The 24673-nt window shown below is 48.4% G+C and carries 22 protein-coding genes; 3 read left to right on the top strand and 19 right to left on the bottom strand.

Features of this window, described 5'->3' with window-relative positions:
• Positions 1–11 precede the first annotated feature (11 nt).
• The 18 genes from ACINK7_RS03615 to ACINK7_RS03530 form a co-directional block, all read right to left on the bottom strand.
• Positions 12–863, bottom strand: coding sequence for an N-acetylneuraminate synthase family protein (locus ACINK7_RS03615; protein ID WP_404359934.1), 852 nt, complete (start codon positions 861–863; stop codon positions 12–14).
• Positions 863–2077: an ATP-grasp domain-containing protein gene (locus ACINK7_RS03610; protein ID WP_404359933.1), complete on the bottom strand. Its 1215-nt coding sequence runs from the start codon at positions 2075–2077 to the stop codon at positions 863–865. Before ACINK7_RS03610 ends, ACINK7_RS03615 begins: the two co-directional genes overlap by 1 nt.
• Positions 2078–2093: 16 nt before the next feature.
• Positions 2094–2906, bottom strand: a complete 813-nt coding sequence (locus ACINK7_RS03605; protein WP_404359932.1) for a class I SAM-dependent methyltransferase — start codon at positions 2904–2906, stop codon at positions 2094–2096.
• Positions 2896–3735 (bottom strand): SDR family NAD(P)-dependent oxidoreductase, encoded by an 840-nt coding sequence (locus ACINK7_RS03600; protein ID WP_404361408.1) that lies wholly within the window; start codon positions 3733–3735, stop codon positions 2896–2898. The genes ACINK7_RS03605 and ACINK7_RS03600 overlap by 11 nt, the downstream gene beginning before the upstream one ends.
• A 5-nt stretch (positions 3736–3740) precedes the next feature.
• On the bottom strand, positions 3741–5144 hold the full coding sequence (gene uxaC, locus ACINK7_RS03595; RefSeq protein WP_404359931.1) for a glucuronate isomerase: 1404 nt from the start codon (positions 5142–5144) through the stop codon (positions 3741–3743).
• A gap of 25 nt (positions 5145–5169) precedes the next feature.
• Positions 5170–5829 carry a TylF/MycF/NovP-related O-methyltransferase gene (locus tag ACINK7_RS03590; protein WP_404359930.1) on the bottom strand — a complete coding sequence of 220 codons (660 nt, stop codon included), beginning with the start codon at positions 5827–5829 and terminating at the stop codon, positions 5170–5172.
• A gap of 58 nt (positions 5830–5887) precedes the next feature.
• Positions 5888–6811, bottom strand: a complete 924-nt coding sequence (locus ACINK7_RS03585; RefSeq protein WP_404359929.1) for a class I SAM-dependent methyltransferase — start codon at positions 6809–6811, stop codon at positions 5888–5890.
• Between the two features lie 48 nt (positions 6812–6859).
• A complete protein-coding gene (gene pseF, locus ACINK7_RS03580; RefSeq protein WP_404359928.1) occupies positions 6860–7552 on the bottom strand; it encodes a pseudaminic acid cytidylyltransferase in 693 nt (230 codons plus the stop codon).
• Between the two features lie 262 nt (positions 7553–7814).
• A complete protein-coding gene (pseC, locus tag ACINK7_RS03575; RefSeq protein WP_404359927.1) occupies positions 7815–8972 on the bottom strand; it encodes a UDP-4-amino-4,6-dideoxy-N-acetyl-beta-L-altrosamine transaminase in 1158 nt (385 codons plus the stop codon).
• An 11-nt stretch (positions 8973–8983) separates the two neighbouring features.
• On the bottom strand, positions 8984–9973 hold the full coding sequence (gene pseB / locus ACINK7_RS03570; protein WP_404359926.1) for a UDP-N-acetylglucosamine 4,6-dehydratase (inverting): 990 nt from the start codon (positions 9971–9973) through the stop codon (positions 8984–8986).
• 416 nt (positions 9974–10389) lie between these two features.
• Positions 10390–11958: an ATP-binding protein gene (locus tag ACINK7_RS03565; RefSeq protein WP_404359925.1), complete on the bottom strand. Its 1569-nt coding sequence runs from the start codon at positions 11956–11958 to the stop codon at positions 10390–10392.
• Between the two features lie 79 nt (positions 11959–12037).
• Positions 12038–13444 carry an MBL fold metallo-hydrolase RNA specificity domain-containing protein gene (locus tag ACINK7_RS03560; protein ID WP_404359924.1) on the bottom strand — a complete coding sequence of 469 codons (1407 nt, stop codon included), beginning with the start codon at positions 13442–13444 and terminating at the stop codon, positions 12038–12040.
• Positions 13444–13908 (bottom strand): tRNA(fMet)-specific endonuclease VapC, encoded by a 465-nt coding sequence (gene vapC, locus ACINK7_RS03555; RefSeq protein ID WP_404359923.1) that lies wholly within the window; start codon positions 13906–13908, stop codon positions 13444–13446. The genes ACINK7_RS03560 and vapC overlap by 1 nt, the downstream gene beginning before the upstream one ends.
• Entirely contained in the window at positions 13853–14083 is a 231-nt protein-coding gene (gene vapB, locus ACINK7_RS03550) for a type II toxin-antitoxin system VapB family antitoxin (protein WP_404359922.1), read from the bottom strand. The genes vapC and vapB overlap by 56 nt, the downstream gene beginning before the upstream one ends.
• Positions 14084–14194: 111 nt before the next feature.
• Positions 14195–14791 (bottom strand): Uma2 family endonuclease, encoded by a 597-nt coding sequence (locus ACINK7_RS03545; protein ID WP_404359921.1) that lies wholly within the window; start codon positions 14789–14791, stop codon positions 14195–14197.
• Positions 14792–14820: 29 nt separating this feature from the next.
• Entirely contained in the window at positions 14821–17886 is a 3066-nt protein-coding gene (locus tag ACINK7_RS03540) for an SNF2-related protein (protein WP_404359920.1), read from the bottom strand.
• Positions 17887–17963: 77 nt separating this feature from the next.
• Entirely contained in the window at positions 17964–18566 is a 603-nt protein-coding gene (locus tag ACINK7_RS03535) for a Uma2 family endonuclease (protein WP_404359919.1), read from the bottom strand.
• Between the two features lie 29 nt (positions 18567–18595).
• Positions 18596–18727: a hypothetical protein gene (locus ACINK7_RS03530; protein ID WP_404361503.1), complete on the bottom strand. Its 132-nt coding sequence runs from the start codon at positions 18725–18727 to the stop codon at positions 18596–18598.
• Between the two features lie 616 nt (positions 18728–19343).
• Here ACINK7_RS03530 and ACINK7_RS03525 point away from each other — a divergent pair.
• Positions 19344–19634 (top strand): co-chaperone GroES, encoded by a 291-nt coding sequence (locus ACINK7_RS03525; protein WP_404359918.1) that lies wholly within the window; start codon positions 19344–19346, stop codon positions 19632–19634.
• 90 nt (positions 19635–19724) lie between these two features.
• Here the strand turns inward: ACINK7_RS03525 and soxB are convergent, their stop codons facing one another.
• Positions 19725–21422, bottom strand: a complete 1698-nt coding sequence (gene soxB / locus ACINK7_RS03520; protein ID WP_404359917.1) for a thiosulfohydrolase SoxB — start codon at positions 21420–21422, stop codon at positions 19725–19727.
• Positions 21423–21631: 209 nt separating this feature from the next.
• On the opposite strand from soxB, the gene lnt reads away from it, so the two are divergent.
• Together lnt and ACINK7_RS03510 are read left to right on the top strand one after the other, a co-directional pair.
• A complete protein-coding gene (gene lnt / locus ACINK7_RS03515) occupies positions 21632–23209 on the top strand; it encodes an apolipoprotein N-acyltransferase (protein WP_404359916.1) in 1578 nt (525 codons plus the stop codon).
• Entirely contained in the window at positions 23202–24470 is a 1269-nt protein-coding gene (locus tag ACINK7_RS03510; RefSeq protein ID WP_404359915.1) for an HD-GYP domain-containing protein, read from the top strand. Before lnt ends, ACINK7_RS03510 begins: the two co-directional genes overlap by 8 nt.
• Positions 24471–24673 lie beyond the last annotated feature (203 nt).

The raw sequence follows: 24673 nt of genomic DNA, 5'->3' as shown, positions 1-24673 counted from the left end.
GTAGGCTGACTTTATTTCAATCGGTCTCGAGTTACTTTCAATGGCCGCAAGCCATCGACAGGGTCTGCCCGCCACATACGATCGGGCAATTCCGACGGAACAGGTTCCTTAACGCCATCACCGTCCGCTTCGATACCTTTATTCACATCCTTTATTACGGCAGCGATCTGATCGGGTAGCCAGCAATGCCCGGCCGCAAATTCCTCACCCTCGCCGTCCAGATCGAGATGAAATTCGACCACCTTAGCACCCCATTTGTGAACGGCCCTATGGATGACTGCCGGTTCAACGGTATGATCCGACCAACCGACCTCGCAACTCGTCTCTCGTCTTAAGGTTTCGATCGCAGCGAGATTGGCCTCAGCGTAAGGCGTCGGGTAAGAGGAAGTGCAATGCAATAAAACCGGTGCAGCGCATCCGTTATTTTTCAACACATCGACTGCATGTTGAATCTCCGCCATAGTAGCCATGCCGGTGGACAGCACTACCGGTTTGCCGGTAAGGGCGCATGCCATCAATAAATCGTCCCACAGCAATTCATACGATGCGACTTTGTAAAACGCTACATAAGGTTCGAGCTCGGCAACCGCGGCCAGATAAAACGGTGTACAGGAAAACTCGATATTTACCTCCTGACAACGCATAGCCAGCTCAGGTAAAAAGTCTAGCGGTAGCTCCCAATTCTTGCGTTTCGTCACCTCGCTTTTAGGCAAGGCCCCTTCCGCAAACAACCAATCGACACGAAACAACTGGAACTTAATAGCCGTACAACCCACCGCGGCGGCCGTATCGATAAAATCGAAACAACGCGTCAAGTCTTGAGAATGGTTGCTGGAAACCTCTGCGATAAATCGTACCGTCATCACGTCACCTCGAAACGGATAAGACTTTTCGCAGCATTGAAAATATCGAAAGCATGCTGCTTCGAAGATCCGACCGCTATAACCCAACAACAGCGCTGGGCGTTATCGACATAATCCTCGATATAATCTCCGGGCGACTTGGTAATAATGATTTCTTCAACCCCTTTTATTTTTCTCGCTTCTTCGATACCCAATATGGCATTAATGCGACCTTTCGGCGGAAAAATACCGGCACAAATCGATGTCAAGTTGCGGGTACCTCGGATAAACGCCTCATTAAGGTCGCGTCCTAATGCAATTTCCATCACCGCTCGAATAGGGTTTTTTCCTGAACTTAGCGGCGTTGTGTACTGCGAATGAAATCCCCCGCTGAGCCGTGCCGGCATTTCCAAAATCATCGGCCCCTTTCGGGTCCAAATCATATCGGCTTTGGCCGGCCCGAAATCGATACCCAGCGAATCGGCGGCGGCATCGACCACTTCAAAAATGCGTTGCTGCTGCTCCGATGGCAAAACAGACGGGTCAATATGCGCTGTTTCGATATGATAGGGGTGGTAACCGAACATACGATCGGCAATACTGACATGATAATGTCGCCCTTTCCAAACGATGGTTTCGACGCTCTGTTCATCACCGACAACATATTCTTCAATAATTGCGGTACCTGTAGTGGACGCCTGCTTAGCGTTTTCCAGTGCTTGCAACAACTGCTTTTCGGTATCTATCCGCATAGAGCCGCGCGAAGCAGCATTATCCACCGCCTTAACGATGGCTGGAAACCCAACGTGGTTAAGCACCGTCTTGGCCTCGTCGAGAGTCATGACTTCGGCACCGAATGGGGTCGGAATCTTATCGCGAAGCCAGCGTTCTTTCATCAACACTTTGTTATTCGAACGTTGTGCGACTGCTAGAGGTATTCCCGGTAATCCCAACGCATTAGTGATCGCGGCAACGGTGACAGCACAATCCGAACCGGCGAATGCCGCCCGGATATTGAATTTTTCCCGATTGTCGAGGGCAAAACGAACATGACCATCCACATCTTTCGAATCGATCACGATGCCATGATCACAGTATTCGAAACCAACGGCATGTGGATTACGGTCGGTGGCAATCACCGTCAACCCCATCTCTTTGGCGATCTTGATAGCCGGAATTTGCATAATCCCGGCACTAACCACAATGATTGAGCTATCTTGAGGTTCTTTAGTCACAAAACTGTCCATATGATTATTTTATGAAGAGCGCTGCTAGGGTATCGCCAAAGCCATGTTTCTTAGCAATGATATCCATAGCTCGCTTGTTGGAAGCCGGCATACTACCGGAAGTATTACCGCTACCGAATCTTACCCATGAGCGAAGATCTAAGCCGACCTTAGCACACAGACAAAACAAGGCGTCTTGAGAAAATAAATTGATATGCTCGACCGGCATAAAAAACCGCCAATCCGCACCAAAACTTTCAGAGATAACGCCGACCACAGGGGTTTCGATCAACAACCAACCACCGGGGTTCAGCAAACGGTAAGCATGCGAGATATATTGGCGAGGGTCTCGAAGATGTTCGATCAAATGCCACATACTAATAACGTCGTAGCGTCCGCCAAGGCTAAGAAAATCGCCACACACACAATTCAATTCCCGTGCCCGCGCCTGATCAATACATTCTTGAGAAATATCCATACCTAGCACCGAAGCAGCACGAAAATCCCCCATCATTTGCAGAAACTGTCCTGTACCGCAACCGACATCCAATACCGTCTTCCCAGCAAAGGCATCATTTCCTAAGCCTAAATCGGCAAAAGTGAATGTCTTGTCACGCTTGAAACAGGCATATCCCGCATCGGTCAGATATACCGACTCGCCAGATTTCTTAGTTTGGTAATCAGCATAGTAGCCGGCAATCTCTTGATCCGAAGGATAAGGATACTGCCTAACCGATCGGCAACGGGCACACCCGACATACCGAAAACCGGACTTTTCGCAAACAGGCCCGAATTCGACACTGCCACAGATCATGCAATATTCGGAATCAATGTTCATGAGGATAATCTTGATTGAGGTGAGTAAACAGCGTTTGCAAAGCTTCTTCACCACTATACAACGCTGCATTGCCGGCTGGCCAGGAATGGCCTTCGATGTTGTAACCATCGTCACAGAAGATCACGTTTCCGGTCAAATGGCGCTGAGGAATACAAGTAGCGAGTAGCGTTTCCGCAATCCCATCCAAGGTCGCGAACTTCTTGGTTGGAGTATGGGCCAGAATCGCCGACGCCCTAAGGCTGTATCCACCATTCTCTCCCGATCGTAGTAGGCTACGATTCAATGCTGTTTCGATGGTTCCCGGAGCAACGCCATTAACACGAACCCCGAATGGAGCTAACTGGGCAGCAGCCGTTTTTATTAGCCCTTCCAACCCATGTTTGGAAATGTTGTAAGCATAGGAACCGTAAAGCGACAACCGTGAAGCATTTGAACATAGATGCAAAATGTGCCCATGACGGCGACCAATCATATGCTTGCTAAAAATCATAGTCGCCAAGAAGGCCCCGGTCAGATTCACATCCATAACCCGGTGGTATTCACTCAACAGTTTTTGCGGATCGTCCTTGCAAAAATCCATCGGTGCATGATGGGTACCAGCGAAATTAACTAAAGTATCGATCCCGTCGAGCGAGCCAATCGCCTTATTGGCAGCAACGCTTAGCTCATCCAAAGAAGTGATATCGGCGACAAAAAAAGGCAGGTCTTTGCCCGGATCGCTTCGCCCGATTACTGCGCATGCCGCACCTTGAGCCATAGCAGCATCCAAAAAACATTCGCCAATCGCGCTGTTACCGCCAATGATCACTAGCTTATGATCTTTCAACATCTCGCTCACGACTTAACTCCAAAATATTTGCGGGCATTTTTATAAAACACGCCCTGCAATAGAGTTTGTAATTGTTCGATATCATCCGGTATCAGCCGGTACCTGACGTCTTCACCCAACATATTACAGACTACTCGGCGAAAATAATCGTGACGGCTAAATGACAAAAAACTGCGGGAATCGGTAACCATACCGATGAATCGAGCAAACAGACCGACTTGCGACAACGCATTCAATTGATCGCAAATCCCCTGGGCGGTATCCAGAAACCACCACGCCGGGCCGAATTGCACTTTTCCGGCAACGCCGTCTTCGAAAAAATTACCGGTGACGGAAGCAAACAGCATGTTATCGCGCGGATTAGAATTGAAGAGCACTGTCTTAGGCAGGCGTTTTTCAGCATCAAGGTCACTCAAAAACTTATTTAAGCGATAGGCTTGGTCGAAATCACCGATCGAGTCGCAACCGGCATCGGGGCCAACACTTTCAAAAACATGCCGATTATTGTTTCTAGTGGCCCCCAAATGTAAAAGCATGGTCCAACCTTTTTCATGATTCCAACGAGCGAACTCCTTCATCAAAAAAGAACGCCAGCGTTCGATATCCAAGTGATCGATAGAGGCATTACACAAGAAGCTGTTGAAGATACGCCGCATATCGGCAACACTGCACAACTCGACATAGCATCGCTCAAGACCATGATCCGACATGCAACAACCGGCATCGGCAAACGCATCATGACGCATACGTAATGCGTCGATCAAAGCATCGAAATTACCTATATCGATTCCGGTAATCGAAGATAGCTTATTCAACCAAGCACCAAATTGGGATCGGTCGGCTATCGCCAGCGCCGCATCAGGCCTAAAAGTCGGCAACACCGCTACTTCGAAACCCTCTGCCCGCAAACGAGCATGATGCTCCAGTGTATCGGCCGGATCATCGGTAGTGCATAACACTTCCACATTCATCTTTTGCAACAACGCCCTTGGCCTAAAATCGCTGCCCGCCAATAAAGCGTTGGCATGTTCCCATATCGAAACGGCAGTGTCCTGCATCAATAGCGTTTCGATGCCGAAATATTGCTTAAGCTCTAAGGCCGACCAGTGATAAAGCGGATTACGTAGCGTCAATGGATAAGTTGCGGCCCAAGCCCAAAACTTCTCCCAATCGCTGGCTTGACCACTGCAGTAACGCTCCGGCACACCGTTGAGTCGCATTGCCCGCCACTTGTAATGATCTCCGCGTATCCAAATATCACAAAGATTGGCGAAGGGTTGATTAATCGCTATCGTCTCGACGGGCAGATGGCTATGGTAGTCGACGATAGGTAAGGTTTGAGTCGCTTTATATAATGCCTGAGCCGTCTCGCCCTGTAACAAAAAATCGTCATCAAAAATAGTGGCCATAGTTTTGCTGTATTCAATGAATGCGTCACGGGAGTTTTACAATCAGGGCCTGCCCGGTAGGCAGCACCAATGGACATTCCGGTTTATCTATGAAAAATTTGTCAACCGCAGCGCGCGCTCCTGGACAACTGGGAAAACCATAGTCATCAAACACCATAAAACCGCCGCTAACCAATCGAGGATAGATAAACTCGCAGCAATCATTCACCGATCGGTAAATATCGACATCGACATGGGCGAAAGCAATTCGCGTCTGCTCCAATCCTTGAAACGACTCAGGGATAAAACCGGCATAATATACGATATTGGGCGCGTCACCCACTCGTGCTTTTACCTCGCTTAGACTGGTATCGGCAAAATCGCCTTTGCGATGATAATCATGCCCTGGATCGGTATCGGGCATGCCTGTAAAGGTATCAAACAAGCATAATCGACGATCCCTGAAAGTCGAAAGCACTTGAGCGAACATCATCGCGGTTCCTCCTTTATATACCCCGCATTCCCAAAAATCGCCCGCCAAATAGCAAGCCTGACGAGCTAAGCTATATAGCATCCAGACCCGGTCAGGCGAAACCACGGTATATGGTTTTATATCTGCCATTAAATTAGCGAACTTGCTTGATTGATCGAGCCATGGCGAAAACAATGGTTGGTATAGCTCTTGATCCCGCAACGATTTACGCATCGCACCCTCCGGTATGCCTTATTTTCATCATTCTTCGTACCATGAACTCCAAACCGAATTAAATTTTCTTTGCGTACAGCACTACTTCCCGCCCAATTCCCTGACGAGCGAAATCCGCCTGCAGATGTTCCAGTACATCGCTGCGGCCACCACGGGTCAATGCCAACTCGAAGTTCATTCGCTTTTTATGACAGGCCCGTCCAATTTCATCGCTGCCTACATATTGATCTCCCATCAATAAAAACATATCGATAGGAAAGGTTGATTCTTTGTGCAAAACCTGAAAACCGCAACGTTCTACCAAACCGGCAAGAGAAATGAAGTCAAAATAGTTAATATGATGGGGTGGAGCAACCCACCAAGGATCAAACCCTAGATGATCACGCAACACGCACTGAAATGGGTTGAAATCATTCGGCACCACAATGCAGATTAAACCGTTATCGTTCAAACTAGCGTGTATCAATGCCAAAAATGCGGCGGGATCGAGAATATGCTCCAGCACCAGACTCATATTAATAGCATCAAAATATCCTAGTTCGGGCGCCGTTTGCGTGGAAAACAAACCGCACTCGATATCCAGCTGCAAGCCACGACTGAACTCCACGGCTTGTGACGAAGGTTCGATACCTTTAACCTGCCAGCCTCTTTGCTTGCCCTTGAGCAAAAAAAAGCCGGGGCCCGAGCCGATATCAAGCAACCGGCGACGACCTTCCGGCAGATAGCGTTCGAGTCTCTCATAACGCTGCACATAAACGGTATTCCACCAATCGATATCCTCGCGATAGCGTTCAATATACAACGGCTTTTCGCGACTATAGTAATCATGACGGTAAATTTGCTCTAATTCCTCGATACCGGGCAGAGCGACAATGTGTTTAAAACCGCATGAACCACAGTCGATAACATCAAAACCGTTAGCCGAAGCAACAACAACACCTTCATGTTCTTGCCATTTTTTAATTTGTGAGGGTTCTTGCATAACTTAGTCAGTAGTTCTAGGTTCTTGGCACAGTCTTGCTACGAGGCATTATAAGGATTGCCGCCATGCGGAAAACATCAATTCGGCCCGCTCCCAATCTTCGGGAGTGTCGATGTCCTGCACTTGGTATCTAGGTAAAATCAATGCTACAGAAGCATCGGAAAACGCCGGTATTTCATGCAGAGCTGCATCAAAATTGGCCCAATAGAATTGTCCGGCATCATGATACGCCGGCTCTAAATCTTGAGACCTCGTCATCAAATGTTCAGGCTGAAACATTGATACGTTTCCGGACTCGTCAATGCGAATGGCTCGCTGTATCGGAAAAGGAAAACTGGTCACGGTAAACGCGATCGATTTATTGAATTTCACCATCCGCTCAAAGCCGGCAACTAAATCGTTCGGTTTAATAAATGGAGCCGTCGCATAGATGGTACATACATAGTCTATTTCCCCATAGTGTTCGACAACCCATTCAATTGCGTGTTTGGTAACCGCACCGGTACCGACAAAATCGTTGGACAATTCCGCAGGCCGCATGAATGGGACTTCAGCACCCCAGTTCTGCGCTACCTCGGCAATTTCAACATCGTCAGTCGATACAATAATGTGCTCAAACAACTTGGATGTCTTTGCAGCCTCAATCGACCAAGCAATTATCGGCTTGCCACAAAAATCCTTGATGTTTTTACGCGGGATACGTTTACTTCCGCCCCGTGCGGGTATTACAGCTACTTTCACTCGACCTCCATTTAAGCTACTTTCGACCCTGCCGACGACACTTGTCAATCAAGCAACTGTTCGCGCACTTTCATAGTAATACATCGATACCTCTAGCCTTCTTATCGTCTTCAAGACAATTGCCATATAAATACACAACACCATCCAGATTTTGAATAATCTGTTTGAACGCCTTTATTTCATCAGGATAGAGTTTCATAAGGGTAGAGTCTCATAATAACTGGCAGCTTAAATTTGCTTGCAGTCATTCGTGCAGCCGAACTCAATTTAAACTTGCCCCCAAAACCTTAGCTACCTCGCAAAGCTGCGATTCAGTTAAATCGGGATAAAGAGGTAATGAGATTGCTTCGGCGTAATACTTTTCGGCTTCCGGATAGTCGCCTGGCTTAAAACCTTTGTTTTGATAAAAAGGTTGTAAATGAACAGGTATGTAGTGCAGGTTGACGCCTATGTCTGCACTACGCAACAGACGAAATACTTCCAAATGGGGTTTGCCTACTCCCGAATTTTGCAACCTAATAACGAATAAATGCAGAGAAGAACGACAGTCATCCGGTTGCAATTGCCAGTTTACCGGCAAATCTATCAACCTTTGCCGATAAAGGTCGGCTAACCGATGCCGACGCTCGACAAACGCATCCAACCGATTAAGCTGGCTTAACCCCAACGCGGCTTGCAAGTCGGTCATCCGGTAATTGAAACCCAACTCGATTTGCTGATAATACCAGGGACCATCCGGTTCGTGCGTCATTTGATTTGCATCGCGGGTAATACCGTGACTACGCAGCAAAGCCATTCTTCGGGCGAGGTCGATATCGTTCGTGACGGCAATGCCGCCTTCACCGGTTGTAATAATTTTCACAGGATGAAAACTGAATACGGTGATTTCGGAATAACGGCAACATCCGATCGGCTCATCACAATATTGTCCACCAATCGCGTGCGAGGCATCTTCGATAATTTTGAAACCGTAGCGCCGACTTAATTCGCGGATCGCTACCATACCGCAAGACAACCCGCCGAAATGCACTGGAATCACAACCTTGGGCAAGCGACCTTGGCACTCGGCCTCGGCTAATTTTTTCGTCAAGCATTCGACGCTCAGATTATAGGTATCGGGGTCGATGTCGACAAAATCGACACTGGCGCCACAATACAGCGCGCAATTGGCACTGGCTACAAAAGTAATCGGGCTCGTCCAAACAATATCGCCCGGCTTGACATCCAGCGCCAGACAGGCGAGATGCAAGGCTGACGTAGCACTGTTGACCGCTACAGCATGACCGACTCGGCAATAATCGGCCACGGATTGCTCAAACTGAGGAACAACAGGTCCTTGTGTCAAAAAATCGGACTTTAGCACCTCTACCACCGCTTGAATGTCGTCCTCGGAGATGCTTTGCCGGCTATAGGGTATCATTCCACATAACCTTATTCATAATCCTTACAATTGTCGACCAATAAGCGTAATTCATCGATCGATAAAAAGCGGTCATTGCTACCGCTATCATATCGAAATCCGGGTGAAACTTTTTGTGAGCCGGTGCGAGCACAGTAATTTTTCATGTTGTATGCGGCTCCCGCCGGCAAAATCGCATAATAACAACCTAAATCGACCGTATTGAAACTATCGCTGACGGTGATCATTTCCTCATGGATTTTTTCGCCGGCACGAATTCCGACTATCCGGTGCTCGCATTCCGGACCAATGGCCATCGCCAAATCGGTAATTCGATAGGAAGGAATCTTCGGCACCAGCACTTCACCGCCCCAGGCGTTCTCGATCGCCCAAAGCACCATATCCACACCCTCTTGAAGGCTGATATTAAAACGCGTCATCTCCGGGTCGGTAATCGGCAAAATACCGGTTTTACGTTGTTGCAAAAAAAACGGGACCACCGAGCCTCGGCTACCCATGACATTGCCATAACGCACCACGCTAAAGCGTACATCCCTAGAACCTTTAATATTATTGGCGGCCACAAACAGTTTATCGGAACATAACTTGGTAGCACCATAGAGATTGATCGGCGCAGCGGCTTTGTCGGTCGAAAGCGCCACCACCCGTTGCACACCGGTATCTAAACAGGCTTCGATCAGGTTTTGCGCACCCAACACATTGGTCTTGATACATTCAAAAGGATTATATTCCGCCGCCGGCACCTGCTTGAGCGCTGCTGCATGAATGACAATATCGATATCTTCCAGCGCTCTCTTCAAACGACTTTGATCCCTAATATCGCCAATAAAATACCGCATGCATTTTTGATTAAAAACTTGCCGCATTTCATATTGCTTGAGCTCATCCCTGGAAAAAATAACCAGTTTATTTGGGTCGTAACGCTCCAACAAAACTTTCGCGCATTGCTTTCCAAACGACCCGGTACCACCGGTTATCAATATATTTTTTCCTTGTAGCATGATTCTGTTCTTTATTTTTTTGCTTTGAAAGCATGTCCTGACTTGTAATATCGTTCAGCTAATTGCCCGCATTTGCTGAAAACATTGTTCCGGCAAAGCACTATGCTTAGCGAGTCTATCCGGCCCGGCTCATTAGGGCAGCGATATGCAAGCGTTTGACGCCCCCATAGATATACCCGTTGCTAGTCAAATTTCGGCGCTAAGGTGTTAGGTCGATTTTTGCTCCTCACGATTGATTAGCTCCAAGGATATATCCATGGCGTTCTTTGACGAGCCACCCGGTGTCTATTTTTGATCTACGATAAATATAACCATTTGATTAAAAACCGAAATAATCGATTACCCGTAAAGTATAGCCCGATAAATGCGTTATGTCTGTATCGGAACATAGCATTGGCGCTTTAATTTTCCGTTCTTTACGCGTATCGCCAGTCCAACTGTGTCAAATTCCGTTGATTTTGATTAATAATCATCCCAACCTCATAAATCTGTTTTGCTTTATCTTGATATTTTTGCGCATATCCTTTGTCCCGAATTTGCTGCAACGCAGAATTAGGGTTTTGCGGTTGATAGTCAGTGCTTTTGTCGAGTTTGATTTCCATGACATAAATACAGTCGCCCAACATGACTGTCATATCAACCTGCCCCCGATTCGTGGTATCTTCAGGAATAATCGTGGCGTTGAGGCTGGCGAAGAAGGCATAGAGGACGCTAGCGTAGTAACCTTCGGAGTTGGGCAGGTCGTTGTGGGTGAAGTTGAGCCAAGGAATGGCGGCAAATAGGCGTTGTAACATAGGCTGTAGTTCAGCTATCGCGCCGTGGCGTAAAAGTTTGTAAAGTTCCGTGCGGTATGCTTTTTTCTCGGTGTCGATTTGGCAGTAGCCTTCAATCAGTTGGTTGTTCAGCGCCATTTTCACTTCATGGTTGGGCACGGCCAGGACAAAGGCCATTTCGCCCATGATGTCGGTATAGGCTTTTTTGATGGTGAGATAACCGGATTGGAATAATAAGGTAACGGGATTAATGCGCTCGACGTCAAAAGAATCCAGGATTTCTTCCGAAACTTCGAGCTGTTCCAAGTCGGGCAGGAAATAGGCTTTTTGTTGGAACAGTTTGATTAAAAAGCTGGGGTTGCCGGTTTCGAACCAGTAGTTGCGGTAGCGTTGGTTGCCGCTGATGAATAATAAAATATCGTAAGGATTGTAAACCGGCTCGCCTAAAAATTGGTAGCCGTTGTACCAGTCTTTTAGTTGCACCCAATCGACATCGGCTAAATGCCCGGCAAATGTGGTTTCTAAATCCTGTTGGGTATAACCGCAAATCGTAGCGTAGTTTTCATGAAGGGTAATGTCTTGCAGTTGGTTCAAACCGCTAAATAAGCTGACTTTAGAAAATTTGGTCACTCCGGTCATAAAGACAAATTGGATGTGCGCGTCTTGGCTTTTGAGTACGGAGTACAGGTTTTTCAAGCCTTCGCGGATTTCAGCGGCGCGTTCGGGGCGATCAATGTTGTCCAAAATCGGTTTGTCGTATTCATCGACCAGGATAACGGCTTTTTGGCCGGTTGTTTCGTAAGTATAACGAATTAATTCGGCGAACTGCCCGTTAATGCTACGGGCAGTGAGCTTAAGATTTAAACGACGTTGTTGTGTATGTAGCATTTCATAAAGTTGTTCATCTAGCTGCGCACGGCTTTGTAATACGCCCTCAGCAAAATCAAACTTGATGACGGGATAGCTTTGCCCCCAATCCCATTTGTCTTCAATAAACAAGCCTTTAAATAAGGCTTGGTTACCTTCGAACAGTTCTTTTAAGGTATCGACCAACAGGCTTTTGCCAAAGCGCCTTGGGCGCGATAAGAAATAGGCTTTGCCTGCGTCAATCAGTTGCGCTATCAAGGGCGTTTTATCAACATAGCAATACGGATTTTCCCGTATTTCGGCAAAGGTTTGTATGCCTAATGGCAGTTTTTTTAATGTATTCATAATTTTCGCCAGTCGAGTTGCGCCAGGTTCCGTTGAACTTGATTACTCTTGGGATTTCTGAAATTTGCGATTTGTTGATTTAGGGAATCAGCACGTTCGCATCGGGCACAACTTTCAGCAGCACTTGTCGCAATGCCGACTTGGCCTTTACGTCGCCGTGAATTAACCGAATTTCTGATGGTTTGACTCGCATGCCTTTGACGAAACGAAGCAGCGAATCTTTGTCGGCGTGGGCGGAATAGCCGTTCAATTGATACACGCCGGCATTGATCGTATAGCGCCGCCCGTCCAATTCGACATAACCTTTTTTCGGTCCGTAAGTCTGAATGGCTCGGCCCGGCGTGCCTTCGGCTTGATAGCCGGCCAGCAGAATGTCGGTGCGCTCGTCTTCGATTAGCGCTTTTAAATAATTGACGATGCGACCGCCCGCGCACATGCCGCTCGCGGCTATCACGATGCAAGGCCGCGCGGTTTTCTTTAAATAATCGACCGTGTTCAGATGATCTTGATGCGAGTCTATCGTCGTGATTTGCTCGAACGCCAACGGATGCCGCCCGGCGCGCAGTTTCCGCTTGGCTTCGGCGTCCCAATAGGGTTTTAGTTTGCGGTAAACGTGGGTAAAACGATTCGCGAGCGGCGAGTCGACGATGATTTCGAGATCATCCCATGCCAAGCCTTTCGCAACGGTTTCTTCCCGATAACGATGAATCAGCTCTTCGAGTTCGTAAAGCAGCTCTTGCGTCCGTCCGATACTAAATGCAGGAATTAGAATCGCGCCGCGATTTTGCAAGCAATGGCTGATCAATTGCTTCAGCATGTCTTTACGTTGCCGCCGGTTTTCGTGCAAACGGTCGCCGTAGGTGCTTTCGAGCACCAGCACGTCGGCCCGATAAGGTGATTTCGGTGCCGGCAGCAGCGGTGTATAAGGTCCGCCCAAATCGCCGGAAAATACGATGCGTGTATGTTGTAGGCCGTTACCGACATCGCATTCGATATAGGCGGAACCGAGTATGTGGCCGGCCGGTTTGAACTTGATTTTCAATTTGCCTCTGGTTTTCCCGTTCAACGGTACCGATTGCCACCGACCATAAGGCACTGCGATTATCTTCGATCGTATCAGGCCGATGAAACGCTCGACCAGCGCCTTATCGCGCGTGAATCCGACCTGCACCGCATCTTCGAGCACCAGCGGCAACAATTCTGCCGTCGGCTGCGAACAATAAATCGGCCCGTCAAAACCGGCGGCCAGCAAATAAGGTATGCGGCCGACATGATCGATATGGCAATGCGTGACGATTAACGCACGGACCGGCTGAACCGAAAATTCGATCTGCAGTTTGTCGAAGGCCGCGCCGTCGTTCGAGACTTCCGCGCCTTGAAATAAACCACAATCGATCAACACCGAATCGTCGGCATCGATTTTCAACTCATGACAGGAGCCGGTGACGCCGTCAACTGCGCCGTGATGTTCGATTTTTGGATACATTAGTTATTTTCGAGCCAGTTTTCCAAACGAATCCCGCTCACGCGACTAAATTCTCTGACATTATTGGAAACGACAATCAAGCCTAGACTTCTCGCATGCCCTGCAATCATCATGTCGTAAGCACCAATCGTCCTACCTGCGTTTGACAGCTCTGCCCTGAGCTGGCCGAACTGTCTTGCAGCATGCGCGTCAAAAGGAAGAACTTCAAGACGCGCGGCAAAGCCTTCGATATCCAATAAATTACGCTGAACCTGCTCTGAATTTTCAGCGCCGTAGACCAGTTCACCCCATGTTACGGAAGAAATGCAGAGTTGGCCGATGTGCGCATTGAATAAGCGCTTGACGTGAACCGGTCTTCTTTTGATCGTGAAAATGCAGGTATCGGTATCGAGCATGTATTTCAGCAACTCAGAACGCCTCTCTTCGTTGCGCTTCGGGCTGATCTCTTTCGCCCATAAAATCATCGGAGACGCCCGGCCCTTCGAACCAATCGTCCCATGCCGTGCCGGCCGGCGAAATAATGCGTCTATTACCGACCGCAATCACGTCGACCGATTTTATGTCGTCCGGCAATGCAACTTCCTTGGGCAACCGAACCGCTTGGCTTCGGTTATTCTTGAACACCGTCGTTTGAACCATACTAGCCCCCTCGTTACCGAGATATACAAACTGTATATCCATGCTAGCAAAGAATGTCCACCTGTCAATCGATAAGTGCTTTCTGCATAAAAAATAAGCGGCTCGATGGATTCAAGATTGCTGTTTTTGCTGAATGAATGCCAAAACATCGTCGTTATCGACCTGATAATAAATATCCTCGACCGAAATACTCGCATCGATCGATTCAAAATGAATCGTATCGCCGAGATAATAATATGCCGCCTGCCAGCCGCTTTGCCGCGTAAACACTTCGATTTCTGCCTTATCTTGTTCGACCAGCACATATTCCTGCAGCGATTCCAATGATTGGTAGGCTTGGCGTTTCAAGGTTTTGTCGATGCGCCGCGTCCCCGGCGACAGCACTTCGACAATGACGACCGGATGGGTTTTGTAATAGTCGCTTTCGTGATCCTGCCGGTCGCAGACCACCATCACATCCGGATAATAAAAGTCGTTTTGGACTTTGACTTTCATATCCATCGAATAAGGAAAACAACCGGAGCCTTTTTTTCTCAATGCCGCCATCAATTGAAAGGTCAAATTGACGGCTATTTTATTGTGCTTATCGCTCGCCCCGGTCATTGCATAGGCAACCCCGTCGATCAATTCATGCCGGAGTTGGCCGTCTCGTTCGCCTTCCAGATAATCCGCTTCGCTCAAGCGGCTTTCAGCAGTGTTTAGTCTCATAACGCTCACCTTCTGCTTAGAATTATCAATCAAGCCAATACCGAAAACAACCAACGCACATCGGTCAAGCACTGCTCGATCAAGGCATCCGGCACCGAAGGCGCGTGACCTAACGAAAATACCCGGGCAAACGCGGCAGCTTGTTCTTGCGTGACGAGCTGTTGAGGCAATAATTCGCCGTACAGCCAAACGGTTGCCTGTTCAGCCGGTGGCGACTGAGTCTTACCGCTGACCGCCGCGGCTTTCGCCAATAAAGCCGCCGTCAATAAGTCCATCACGCCGGCATTCGCATGCTGCGACCACAGCAATTCAGCCGATTTCAATTTGTCTTCGGCCGATTGATGCAACGGGTTGACCGGTTCGGCTTCGCTCTCGCTAGGCTCGAACAATACTTCGGTTTGCGCGACCGGCGAAGCAGCTCCGAGACGCTGCAAGCCGGTCAAGGTCCGTCGATCGATCACCGCCACGGGCACATCGGGCTCGGACAGGTCGCGTGCGGCCTCTTCGTCAGTATCGTCGACCCGGTTCAACACGACCAACAAACCGCCGCCGGCGCCTAAAATACGTTCGATACGCGACCCGAATTGGTCTTGAATGTTTACGATCAATCGCCGAACCGCACTATCGGACTCATCTTCCTTAGCTAACGGCTCCGGTCGTATGTCCGTCTTTTCCGGTTTTTCGACAGCTTCGGTTTCGAGGCGTTCTTCTAACTCAATTAGAGGCGGCGGCATTTGCTCGCCAGGTTTGGGGGGTGCCGGTTTGGGGGGTGCCGGTTCAGCCAAGCCTTCAATCAACGTTTGCAGCATTTTTTTCGAAACGCCGACGACATCTTCGGAGGCTTCCGGATCGATGACATTGTCAAACAAATCGCGCTTGTTTTGCACCAATTTCGCGACTTGCTGTTCGTAAGAATCCTCGGATAACAATAAAAAAATCAGCACATTCTCCTTCTGCCCCAAACGATGAATACGCGCGATGCGTTGATCCAGTATGGCAGGATTCCACGGCATGTCGAGATTGATCAACACGGTCGCCGATTGCAGATTCAAGCCGGTTCCACCAGCATCGGTCGAAATGAACACTTGCACCGAATCGTCTTTTTCGAAGCGTTCCATCAATTCGCCGCGCTTTTCGCTAGGCACGCCGCCGTGCAATCGCACGCAGCCGAGTCCCATCGCGCGGACCCTCGCTTCGACCATTTCTGTCATCAGCACCCATTGCGAGAAGATAACCACCTTGCGGCTGCTTTCGAGGCAGATTTCTTCGAGGATGCCCACCATTTCGTCGAGTTTCGGCGAACCCTCGGTTTCCTTGTCGACAAGACCAGCCGCATTACAGGCCATGCGTGCCTGTTGTAATGCCGCCATGAAGCGGTTTTGTTCGCTCGGCGTTAACGGCCTGCGTTTTGCGATTTGTGCGATATAACCTGCCGCGGACAGCGCAGATCCGTGCAATTCGATTTGCTGAGGCGTCATCGGAATATCCAGGCGCACTTCGGTCCGATCCGGCAATTGATCGCTGACCAGGCTGCGATTGCGCCGCAACATGACCGGTGCGATTCGACGCCTTAATTCGGATAAGTTACGGTAACCGATCACCTTGCCGCGTTCGTCGGTCACATGAAAATCGAGCAAACAGCGCCATAAAGGTCCCAGCACACGAGCATCGATCACTTGCAGCAAGCTGTACAGGTCTTCGAGACGATTTTCTAGCGGCGTACCGCTTAGCACGAACACATAACGCGACGGAATCAATTTAACGGAAGAAGCGATTTTGGTACGCCAGTTCTTGATTCGCTGTGCTTCGTCGAGAATCACCAGATCAGGCTTCAGCGTTTCTGTGATGACGCTAAGATCGCGCAAGATTAATTCGTAATTAACGATGAAAAACAAGGCATCGGCTCGGTAGTGCACCGAACGGCTTTCGGCCGGGCCTTGCACGATGCGGGCGGTATGCGAAGTAAATTTTTCGATTTCCCTCGCCCATTGCGATTTCAACGACGCCGGGCAAACGATCAGGACGCGCCGAATACCGAGATTGTCGGCCATCCAGGATGCCGCGGTAATTGCCTGTAAGGTTTTACCCAGCCCCATGTCGTCGGCAAGCAGCGCCCTGCCCCGCGACGCCAAAAACGCCACACCTTCTGTTTGATAAGGAAACAAACGCGCCTTGATGCCAGGCAACACGCCATTCGCACGTAGAATTTCCTGAGCAATCTGTCGTCCTCGCTCTGCTTGCACGGCATCCTCGGCACATTGCCGGGCATAACGCACCGCATCGTCGCCCAATTGCAAATCCTCTCGTCCGAAGACTTGTTCCGACAATCTGAAAAAATCCTCCGGCAAGCGCCCTTTGAAACTGCCGTCGGCATTGAAATAATTCACGAGCAATTCGGCGAGATCCGTTTCGATGTGCGGGCTGTGATGTAAGCGCAGCACCGGATGCGTGGCCGATTCCCAAGATAGGTAGACGAAAGACACCGGACAACCGGCCTGTTTCAGTTTCTTATAGTCGGGCTGTTTGCTCGCATAATGCAAGACCGCTTCGATATGTTTACAAGTGCCGAGTCGGTTGCTGGCCAAATCGGGACAGGTGCAATAATTCATACGTTGATCGAGCGAGCGAATCTGCACCTGATAGGTTTGCTGCCAATGCGTCGCCGATTGGATCGACGACGCTTGCCAAATGCCGAAACCGAGATTGCCGCTGATCAATTTAACACGGACTTCGTTGCGGCCTTTTTTGACGCGTTCGGCGATCGCTTCCTCGACCGCGCTACCGAGTAGAGTCTCTTCATCGCCTCCGAACTGATCGGCGAAAGCGAACAAGGCCGCGACAGCATGCTTGCAAACCAGCTGATGATCGCCGCAGTGACAATCGACCTTAAGCTGCATATCCACGCCTTCGGACAACTCCACAGAATACGGCAAATCGGCCTCCTCATCTTCGACCTGTGCCGACAAAATGCCGTCATGAAGATCGAGATCGAACACACGGTTCTCGGAAAAATAGGCCAGACCTTGCTTTACGCGGTCATCGGCCGCGACGGCATGCAGTCGTTCGGTATCGAAAAGAAAAAAATCGTTGTCCATAGCGTTTGCCGTTAAGAAATCGGAAGTTAGGTTATTCTAACGTAATTTAACGGCTTGTCGCTTCGGGTATTTTCGGCTTACAGGTCAAATATTTCATTCACATCAAGTTGTAGATCAGGGAACAGATGCGGGACGGCAATATCGTCATTGGCATACATGTGCTTAAGGCGGTATTGTCTTTCATCGTTTAGGACAAATTGATAAATAGCTTGCTCTTCCGGATAAACAAGCCAATATTCTGTTACGCCGCTTTCTTGATAGATTTCGTATTTTAATTTCATTTCTCGTTTGGCATTACCTTTCGATAATATTTCGATAATCCAGTCAGGCGCGCCGTTACAGCCCTGCGAATCTAATAGCTCGGGATTGCAAATGACACATAAATCAGGTTGCACTACCGTGTGAATGTCTTGGCTAGTTAATACCGATTTTTTTCTGTCATACAGCCGGACATCGAAAGGCGCGGCAAATACCTTGCAAGGTTTATGACGAAAATGATTAGCCAATAACCGCGTAAAATTAACCGAGATGCCTTGGTGTTTAACATTCGGCGCGGGCGACATCAGCATGATTTTGCCTTTGATTAGCTCGATCATGTCGTCAAGCTGCCAAGTCATATAATCGGCATAACTGTAGTGTTGATTAAGATCTAACTGTGATAATCGGTTGATTTTAGCCATTAGGCGCTCCTAATTTTTATACAGTCCTATCAATCACTGCCATTATACCCATCGTAGATCAAAATGACGTTGCAGCCTTTCGGTCCGAGCGTTTGCTTGACCGCATCAGCCAACATATGGTGACACGCATCATCTGAAAAAAGAACTTCTTTAGCTGCCATATTCGGTTTTCCTCATACTATTCTTCTGCTTCGCTTTTGCTTAGTACCTCGAGCTAGTGTGGCATTCGTTATTCTTTGAGGTGTTCTAGTCTTCAATGGGCCTAGGCGGAAGGCTTAGGCATGGGCTTTTATGCACATTGTTCTATCTTGGCTTTAATTTGGCCGGTAAGGCGGATTTTAAATACAGATACGTCTTCAATTACGCATGTAAGTCATTGATATCATAATTTGACCGCATTTTGTATAAAAATTAACCAATTTAACAAAGTTGTAATAAACATGCGGCTTTATCGTCTCAGACATCAAGATATGCACAAAGTTATCCACAGGTTTTGTGGTTAACGGCCGCCTTCTATAAATTTTCAAGAAACAGAGCCTAAAAATTTAAAAAAACGGCCTTGAAATTCAAAAAAATCACCCCTAAATTCGCGTCGAAGCTAGCACAGTACCATTTTTACAATGATGATTTGGAATAGGAAGGTTATCTGATGAATCAGAAGTTATTCTATCCTCTAGTTCGTCATAGCAAAATAATAGCTGCACTAGTCAACAGCGATATGAAACTTTATTCAACATTCATTTCATTTATAAATTGATTCATGAGGTACACATTCTTATGAGTATTCGTCCTTTACATGACCGTGTCGTCGTTAAGCGCTTGGAAAGCGAGAAAACCACGCCGGGAGGCATCGTGATTCCCGATAATGCGAAGGAAAAACCTATCACCGCCGAAGTCATTGCGCTAGGCAACGGTAAATTGTTTGCTAATGGCGATAAACACGCAATGACGGTCAAGGTCGGCAACAAGGTCTTGATCGGCAAATATTCCGGCACCGATGTCAAAGTCGGCGGCGCCGAACTCGTCGTGCTGCGCGAATACGATATTTTGGGTGTTTTAGAATCTTGATGTAAGAGATTTGAGGCACTATATGGCTTTCCAGGCTCGCATCGATTGCAATCGCCCCGTAACTCAAATCCCTTAGCTGGTATCGGGAAGCTAGAAAATCCTCCCCCTTTCACCTTTCACCTTATCCTCCAAATACTCGACAACAACCTCCCAAACCGGTTTTCCCGAAGACGGTTCGCCGACACCAGCCCAACCGGCGACTTTATAAGTTTTATCAGAATCAAGCGGCTTTCCGTTCGGCATTCTAAGGCCGGAAATACGACGGCCGATTTCCTCGTTCGGATCGCAATTAAAACGGAGGCCGCCGACGCGCACCATGTCGCCGCCTTGACGATAATACGGGTCGCGGTTGAATAAATTGTCCGCAACATCTTCGAGAATCGCTTTGATTTCTCGTCCTAATAGGAAGCGCATGTAAGTTTCGGGATAAGTGATCGCCGTATGATTCATCACGTCTTCCAGCGTAATTGTTTGCCCCGGCAGTAGCGTATTACCCCAACGGAATCCCGGCGACATGGCGATATCGGCACCACTAACTTCCAGCAAGGCGTCGAGAATCAATTGATCGAAAGTACCGTGAAAACGGTCGCGCCGATATAATAGCCGGTCAGCCGTCGCCAACGGACGAGTCAATTGATCGATATAAGGATTTCTAACGATTTCAATCAATTGTTGCATCTTAGGATCGGGCGGCAGCAGATTCGAGAATACCGGCAATAAACGATAATTCAAGCCTTTCAGTCGTCCTTTGCCAACATCCAAATCCAACACCGCCAAAAACTTGCCATGGCTGCCTGCATTGCTCACCCAAGTCTTGCCGCCTGAATTGTCGATTAACACCGGTTGCGGCAAGGCATCATGCGTATGACCGCCTAAAATAATATCCAGCCCACTGACTCTCGACGCCAATTTCAAATCGACATCGAGGCCGTTATGAGACAGCAGTACGATGACATCGGCGGTTTTATCGGTTTTGATCCGGTCGATAACACCTTGCAAATTGTATTCTTGAATGCCGAATTGCCAATCCGGAATGAAGCGTCTGGGATTGGCTATCGGCGTGTATGGAAACGCCTGTCCGATGACGGCAACTCGAGCGTGTTGCAAGGTTTTAATGACATAGGGTTCGAACACACACGAATTATCATCATCGCTGTCGAATCGGGCCGCATCGGTCAACGCAATATTTTGCGCGGCGAACTCGCCGTTAAACTGTTTGAGATTTTCCAATACACGCTTGCTGCCATAGGTGAATTCCCAGTGCCCGGTCATCACGTCGACGCCCAAGAGATTGCACGCCGCGACCATATCCCGCCCTTGCGTCCACAATGCCGTCGCCGAACCTTGCCAACTATCTCCGCCGTCGAGCAATAAGGTGTTGCCCGGACCGCTTTCTCCCCGAATCCGCTCGATCAATGTCGCCAAGTGCGCGAAACCGCCCATTTTTCCGTAGATTTCGGCCAATTCGATAAAGTGTAAATGCGTGAAGGCATGGGCTTCGGGGCTGCCGAATTTTAGCCGGTAATAATCGAGTAATGCCTGCCCGCCTAAAGGAACCGCGCGCCCATGCCTTTCGCCGGCGGCAAGATTATTCGAAGGCTCCCGATAATAAACAGGAAGCAATTGCGCGTGGCAATCGGTAAAATGCAGCAATCTGACATTGCCGAAGGGCTGTGCCGAATATAGGCCTTCGATGTCGAAATCGCCGAAACGCCTTTGTTTCGAACAATTCGAGGACAACAGTGCTAACGTAAGCGCTTGTAAAAATACACGGCGACTTAAATTCATCGTTTGGATTTTCTCCGATGGATGGACATACGAAAAATGCTTTTTATATTCAATAGTTACAGTGAAAGCTCGTAAATTTGAACTCTTTATCTAATTTTTCGATATGCAAAACCTCAGCAACGAAAATGCCGCATCCTCCGCCACGCCTCGAACTTTCATTTGCCGGGGCGATGGACAGGCCTTCATGAATGATATTGTAAAGAATGAACATGCCGGAAACTGCTTTCAATCACAATTTAAACGCTTTTTTCAAAGGGTTTTACGGCGACTTATTCGCGCCGGCCGCCGGTATTGCAATGGCGCTGGCTTTCGCTCCTTTCGATCATGCCTATCTGGGCTTCGTCGCCTTGGCTTTTATATTTGCGTCTTGGGAGGTATTAACTCCCGCCCGCGCCGCCTTGCGGGGATTTTTGTTTGGCTTGGGCTTATTCGGCTTCGGCGTTTCATGGGTATTCGTCAGCGTTCGAGTCTATGGCGGAGCCGATTTGTTGAGTTCCGTATTGATCACGCTGTTATTTGTATCGGTCTGGTCCCTCTTCCCGGCACTGACCGGATACTTAACCAGCGCGATCGCTCGTCGTTCAAACCACGCTATCAATAGCTTGATTCCGCCCTGCATCTGGATTTTAGTGGAATATATCCGAGGCAATTGGTTTCTTAACGGCTTTCCGTGGCTGCAAATCGCCTACTCGCAACTCGATACCCCCTTTTCGGGCTATATTCCTATCATCGGTGTGTACGGTACCGGTTTTTTGATGGCTCTAAGCGCTGGCCTCGCGCTGCAATGCCGTCACGGTAAACGGCACATCGTGACGAATCTAATCCTGATTGCCGTGCTTTTCGCGAGCGGCGCCCTATGCAAAAACATCTCATGGACCCATTCAATCGGAGAGAGCATTCGCGTCAGCTTATTGCAAGGCAATATTCCGCAGGAACAAAAATGGGCGCCGGAAAACCGCGATACAACGTTACGGAAATACCGCGAATTAACGGAAAAACATTGGTATTCCGACATCATCGTTTGGCCAGAAACATCGATTCCGGCTTATTATTCCGAAGTCGAAGAAAGTTTTATCGAGCCACTGGAGCGCGAAGCCATCGAACGCGACAGCGACATCATCGTCAGTCTCCCTATGAAAGGCGATCAACCTCACGTTAAATACAACTCGATATTAGTACTCGGTAAACAGCGAAGAATTTATCATAAAAACCATTTACTGCCTTTCGGCGAATATTTGCCCTTGCAACCTTGGTCCGGAAAAATTCTCGATTTTTTAAACATGCGTCTTGGACACTTCACACCGGGTGGAGACGATCAAACGTTGCCAATCGCGGCAGGATATCCGTTTGCGGCCTCGATCTGCTATGAAGACGCCATTAGCAACGAAGCGCGAACGAAATTGCCGGATGCCGCTTTTTTAGTGAACGTTACCAACGACGCCTGGTTCGGACAATCGATAGAGCCTTTTCAGCATCTGCAAATCGCCAGAATGCGCGCACTCGAAACCGGCCGTTATCTATTGAGGGCCACTAATACCGGTGTAACAGCCATTGTTTCACCAATGGGCGGCATCGTTAAACAAGCAATACCTTTCGAAACGGCGGCGATCAGCGGCATAATAGAGCCGATGGGAGGGCTGACGCCCTATGCCAAAACCGGAGACACTACGGCGATCTCGGTACTCATTGTTCTATTAATAGCAAGCATGTCGACTCAAATAAAATACAACCGCCGCACTCATAATCTTCGGCGGGATCAATACAAAAGAGGAAGCTATTATGACTGACTGGAGCAGTAACGAATTCGCCTCGTCAATCGACCTATTTAAGATAGACGTCAAGGACTTGCGCGTCGGCATGTATGTCTCGAAACTCGACCGCCCCTGGCTGGAAACGAATTTTTTGTTTCAAGGCTTCGAGCTGAAAAACGAAAACGACGTCAAAGCCGTCCAGCAACAATGCGACTATGTCTATATCGATGTCACGAAACAATCGAAAACCCCGCAAATCTATGCCAAGAGCACAGCTTACTCCAAGGATTTTTTGGAAAAACACACGCCGCCCGAAAAACGCTCGACATTCGCCAAAGAAATCAAGAATGCCGAATATGTTCATCATAAAACGAGCAATTTAGTCAAAAGCTTCATGGAGGAAGTTCGCCTCGGCAAGACCATCAATGTCGAGCTCGCTAAAAAAGCCGTCGCCGAATGCGTCGAAAGCATTATCAATGCTCCCGATGCGTTAATGTGGATGACGCAATTGAAAAAACGCGACGAATATACCGCTCAGCACAGCATGAATGTTTGCATTTACTCAATCGCGTTAGGCAGACATATCAATCTACCGATAGCCGAATTGCACCATGTCGGTTTGTGCGGAATGATGCATGACATGGGCAAAATGAAAATACCGCTGGAAATTTTAAATAAGCCCGGAAAATTTACTTCCGAGGAACTGAAAATCATGCAAGGTCATACGACGCTGGGCTGGAAATTATTGATGGCCTCGCCAGGCATGTATGGCGGCGCCATCGACGTTGCTCATACCCATCATGAAAAGCTGGACGGCACCGGCTATCCGCGCCAATTAAAAGCAGAACAAATAACACCTTATGCACGCATCGTCGCCATTGCCGATATGTACGACGCGATCACCAGCGATAGAATTTATCAAAACGGCCGCGCGCATCTCGAAGCCATCAGTATATTAACCAAAAATTCCGGTTCGCATCTCGACTCCTCGCTGACGATTAAATTCATCGAATGCCTGGGTATTTACCCGCCTGGAAGTGTTGTCGAATTGAACACCGGAGAAGTCGGGATTGTCGTCGAGGTAAACCCGAAAGCCAAGATCCGCCCGAAAATCATCTTGTTATTGGATGAACATAAACAACCGCGCCAAGAACGCTTGATCGATCTCTCGAAGTTGGATTTGGATGCTAGCGGTCATGCTTATAGCATTCGTAAGATTGAACGCCCTGACACCTATAATGTAGATGTGATCCAATATTACCAAAAGGGAATACTGAATGCGGCAATCGTCGCTTGATCTTGATTACGCCTCTCCGATAGAAGGCGACGAAAGTATGATAGGCAGCTAATGTAGGATGGGTAGAGCGGAGCGAAACCCATCATGGAACGTCAAGAGAATCATTGCAATAAATCGTGGGGTTGGCGAATGGCTGCGTTATCACAACCGTGTACCTGCGCTCAAACAAAGCGATGGGTTTCCGCTTCGCTGCTACCCATCCT

The organism is Methylotuvimicrobium sp. KM1, from assembly GCF_044788715.1.
GTDB lineage: Bacteria > Pseudomonadota > Gammaproteobacteria > Methylococcales > Methylomonadaceae > Methylotuvimicrobium.
Note: the sequence above shows the minus strand (reverse complement) of the source record. Positions and strands in the feature narration are given on the sequence as shown.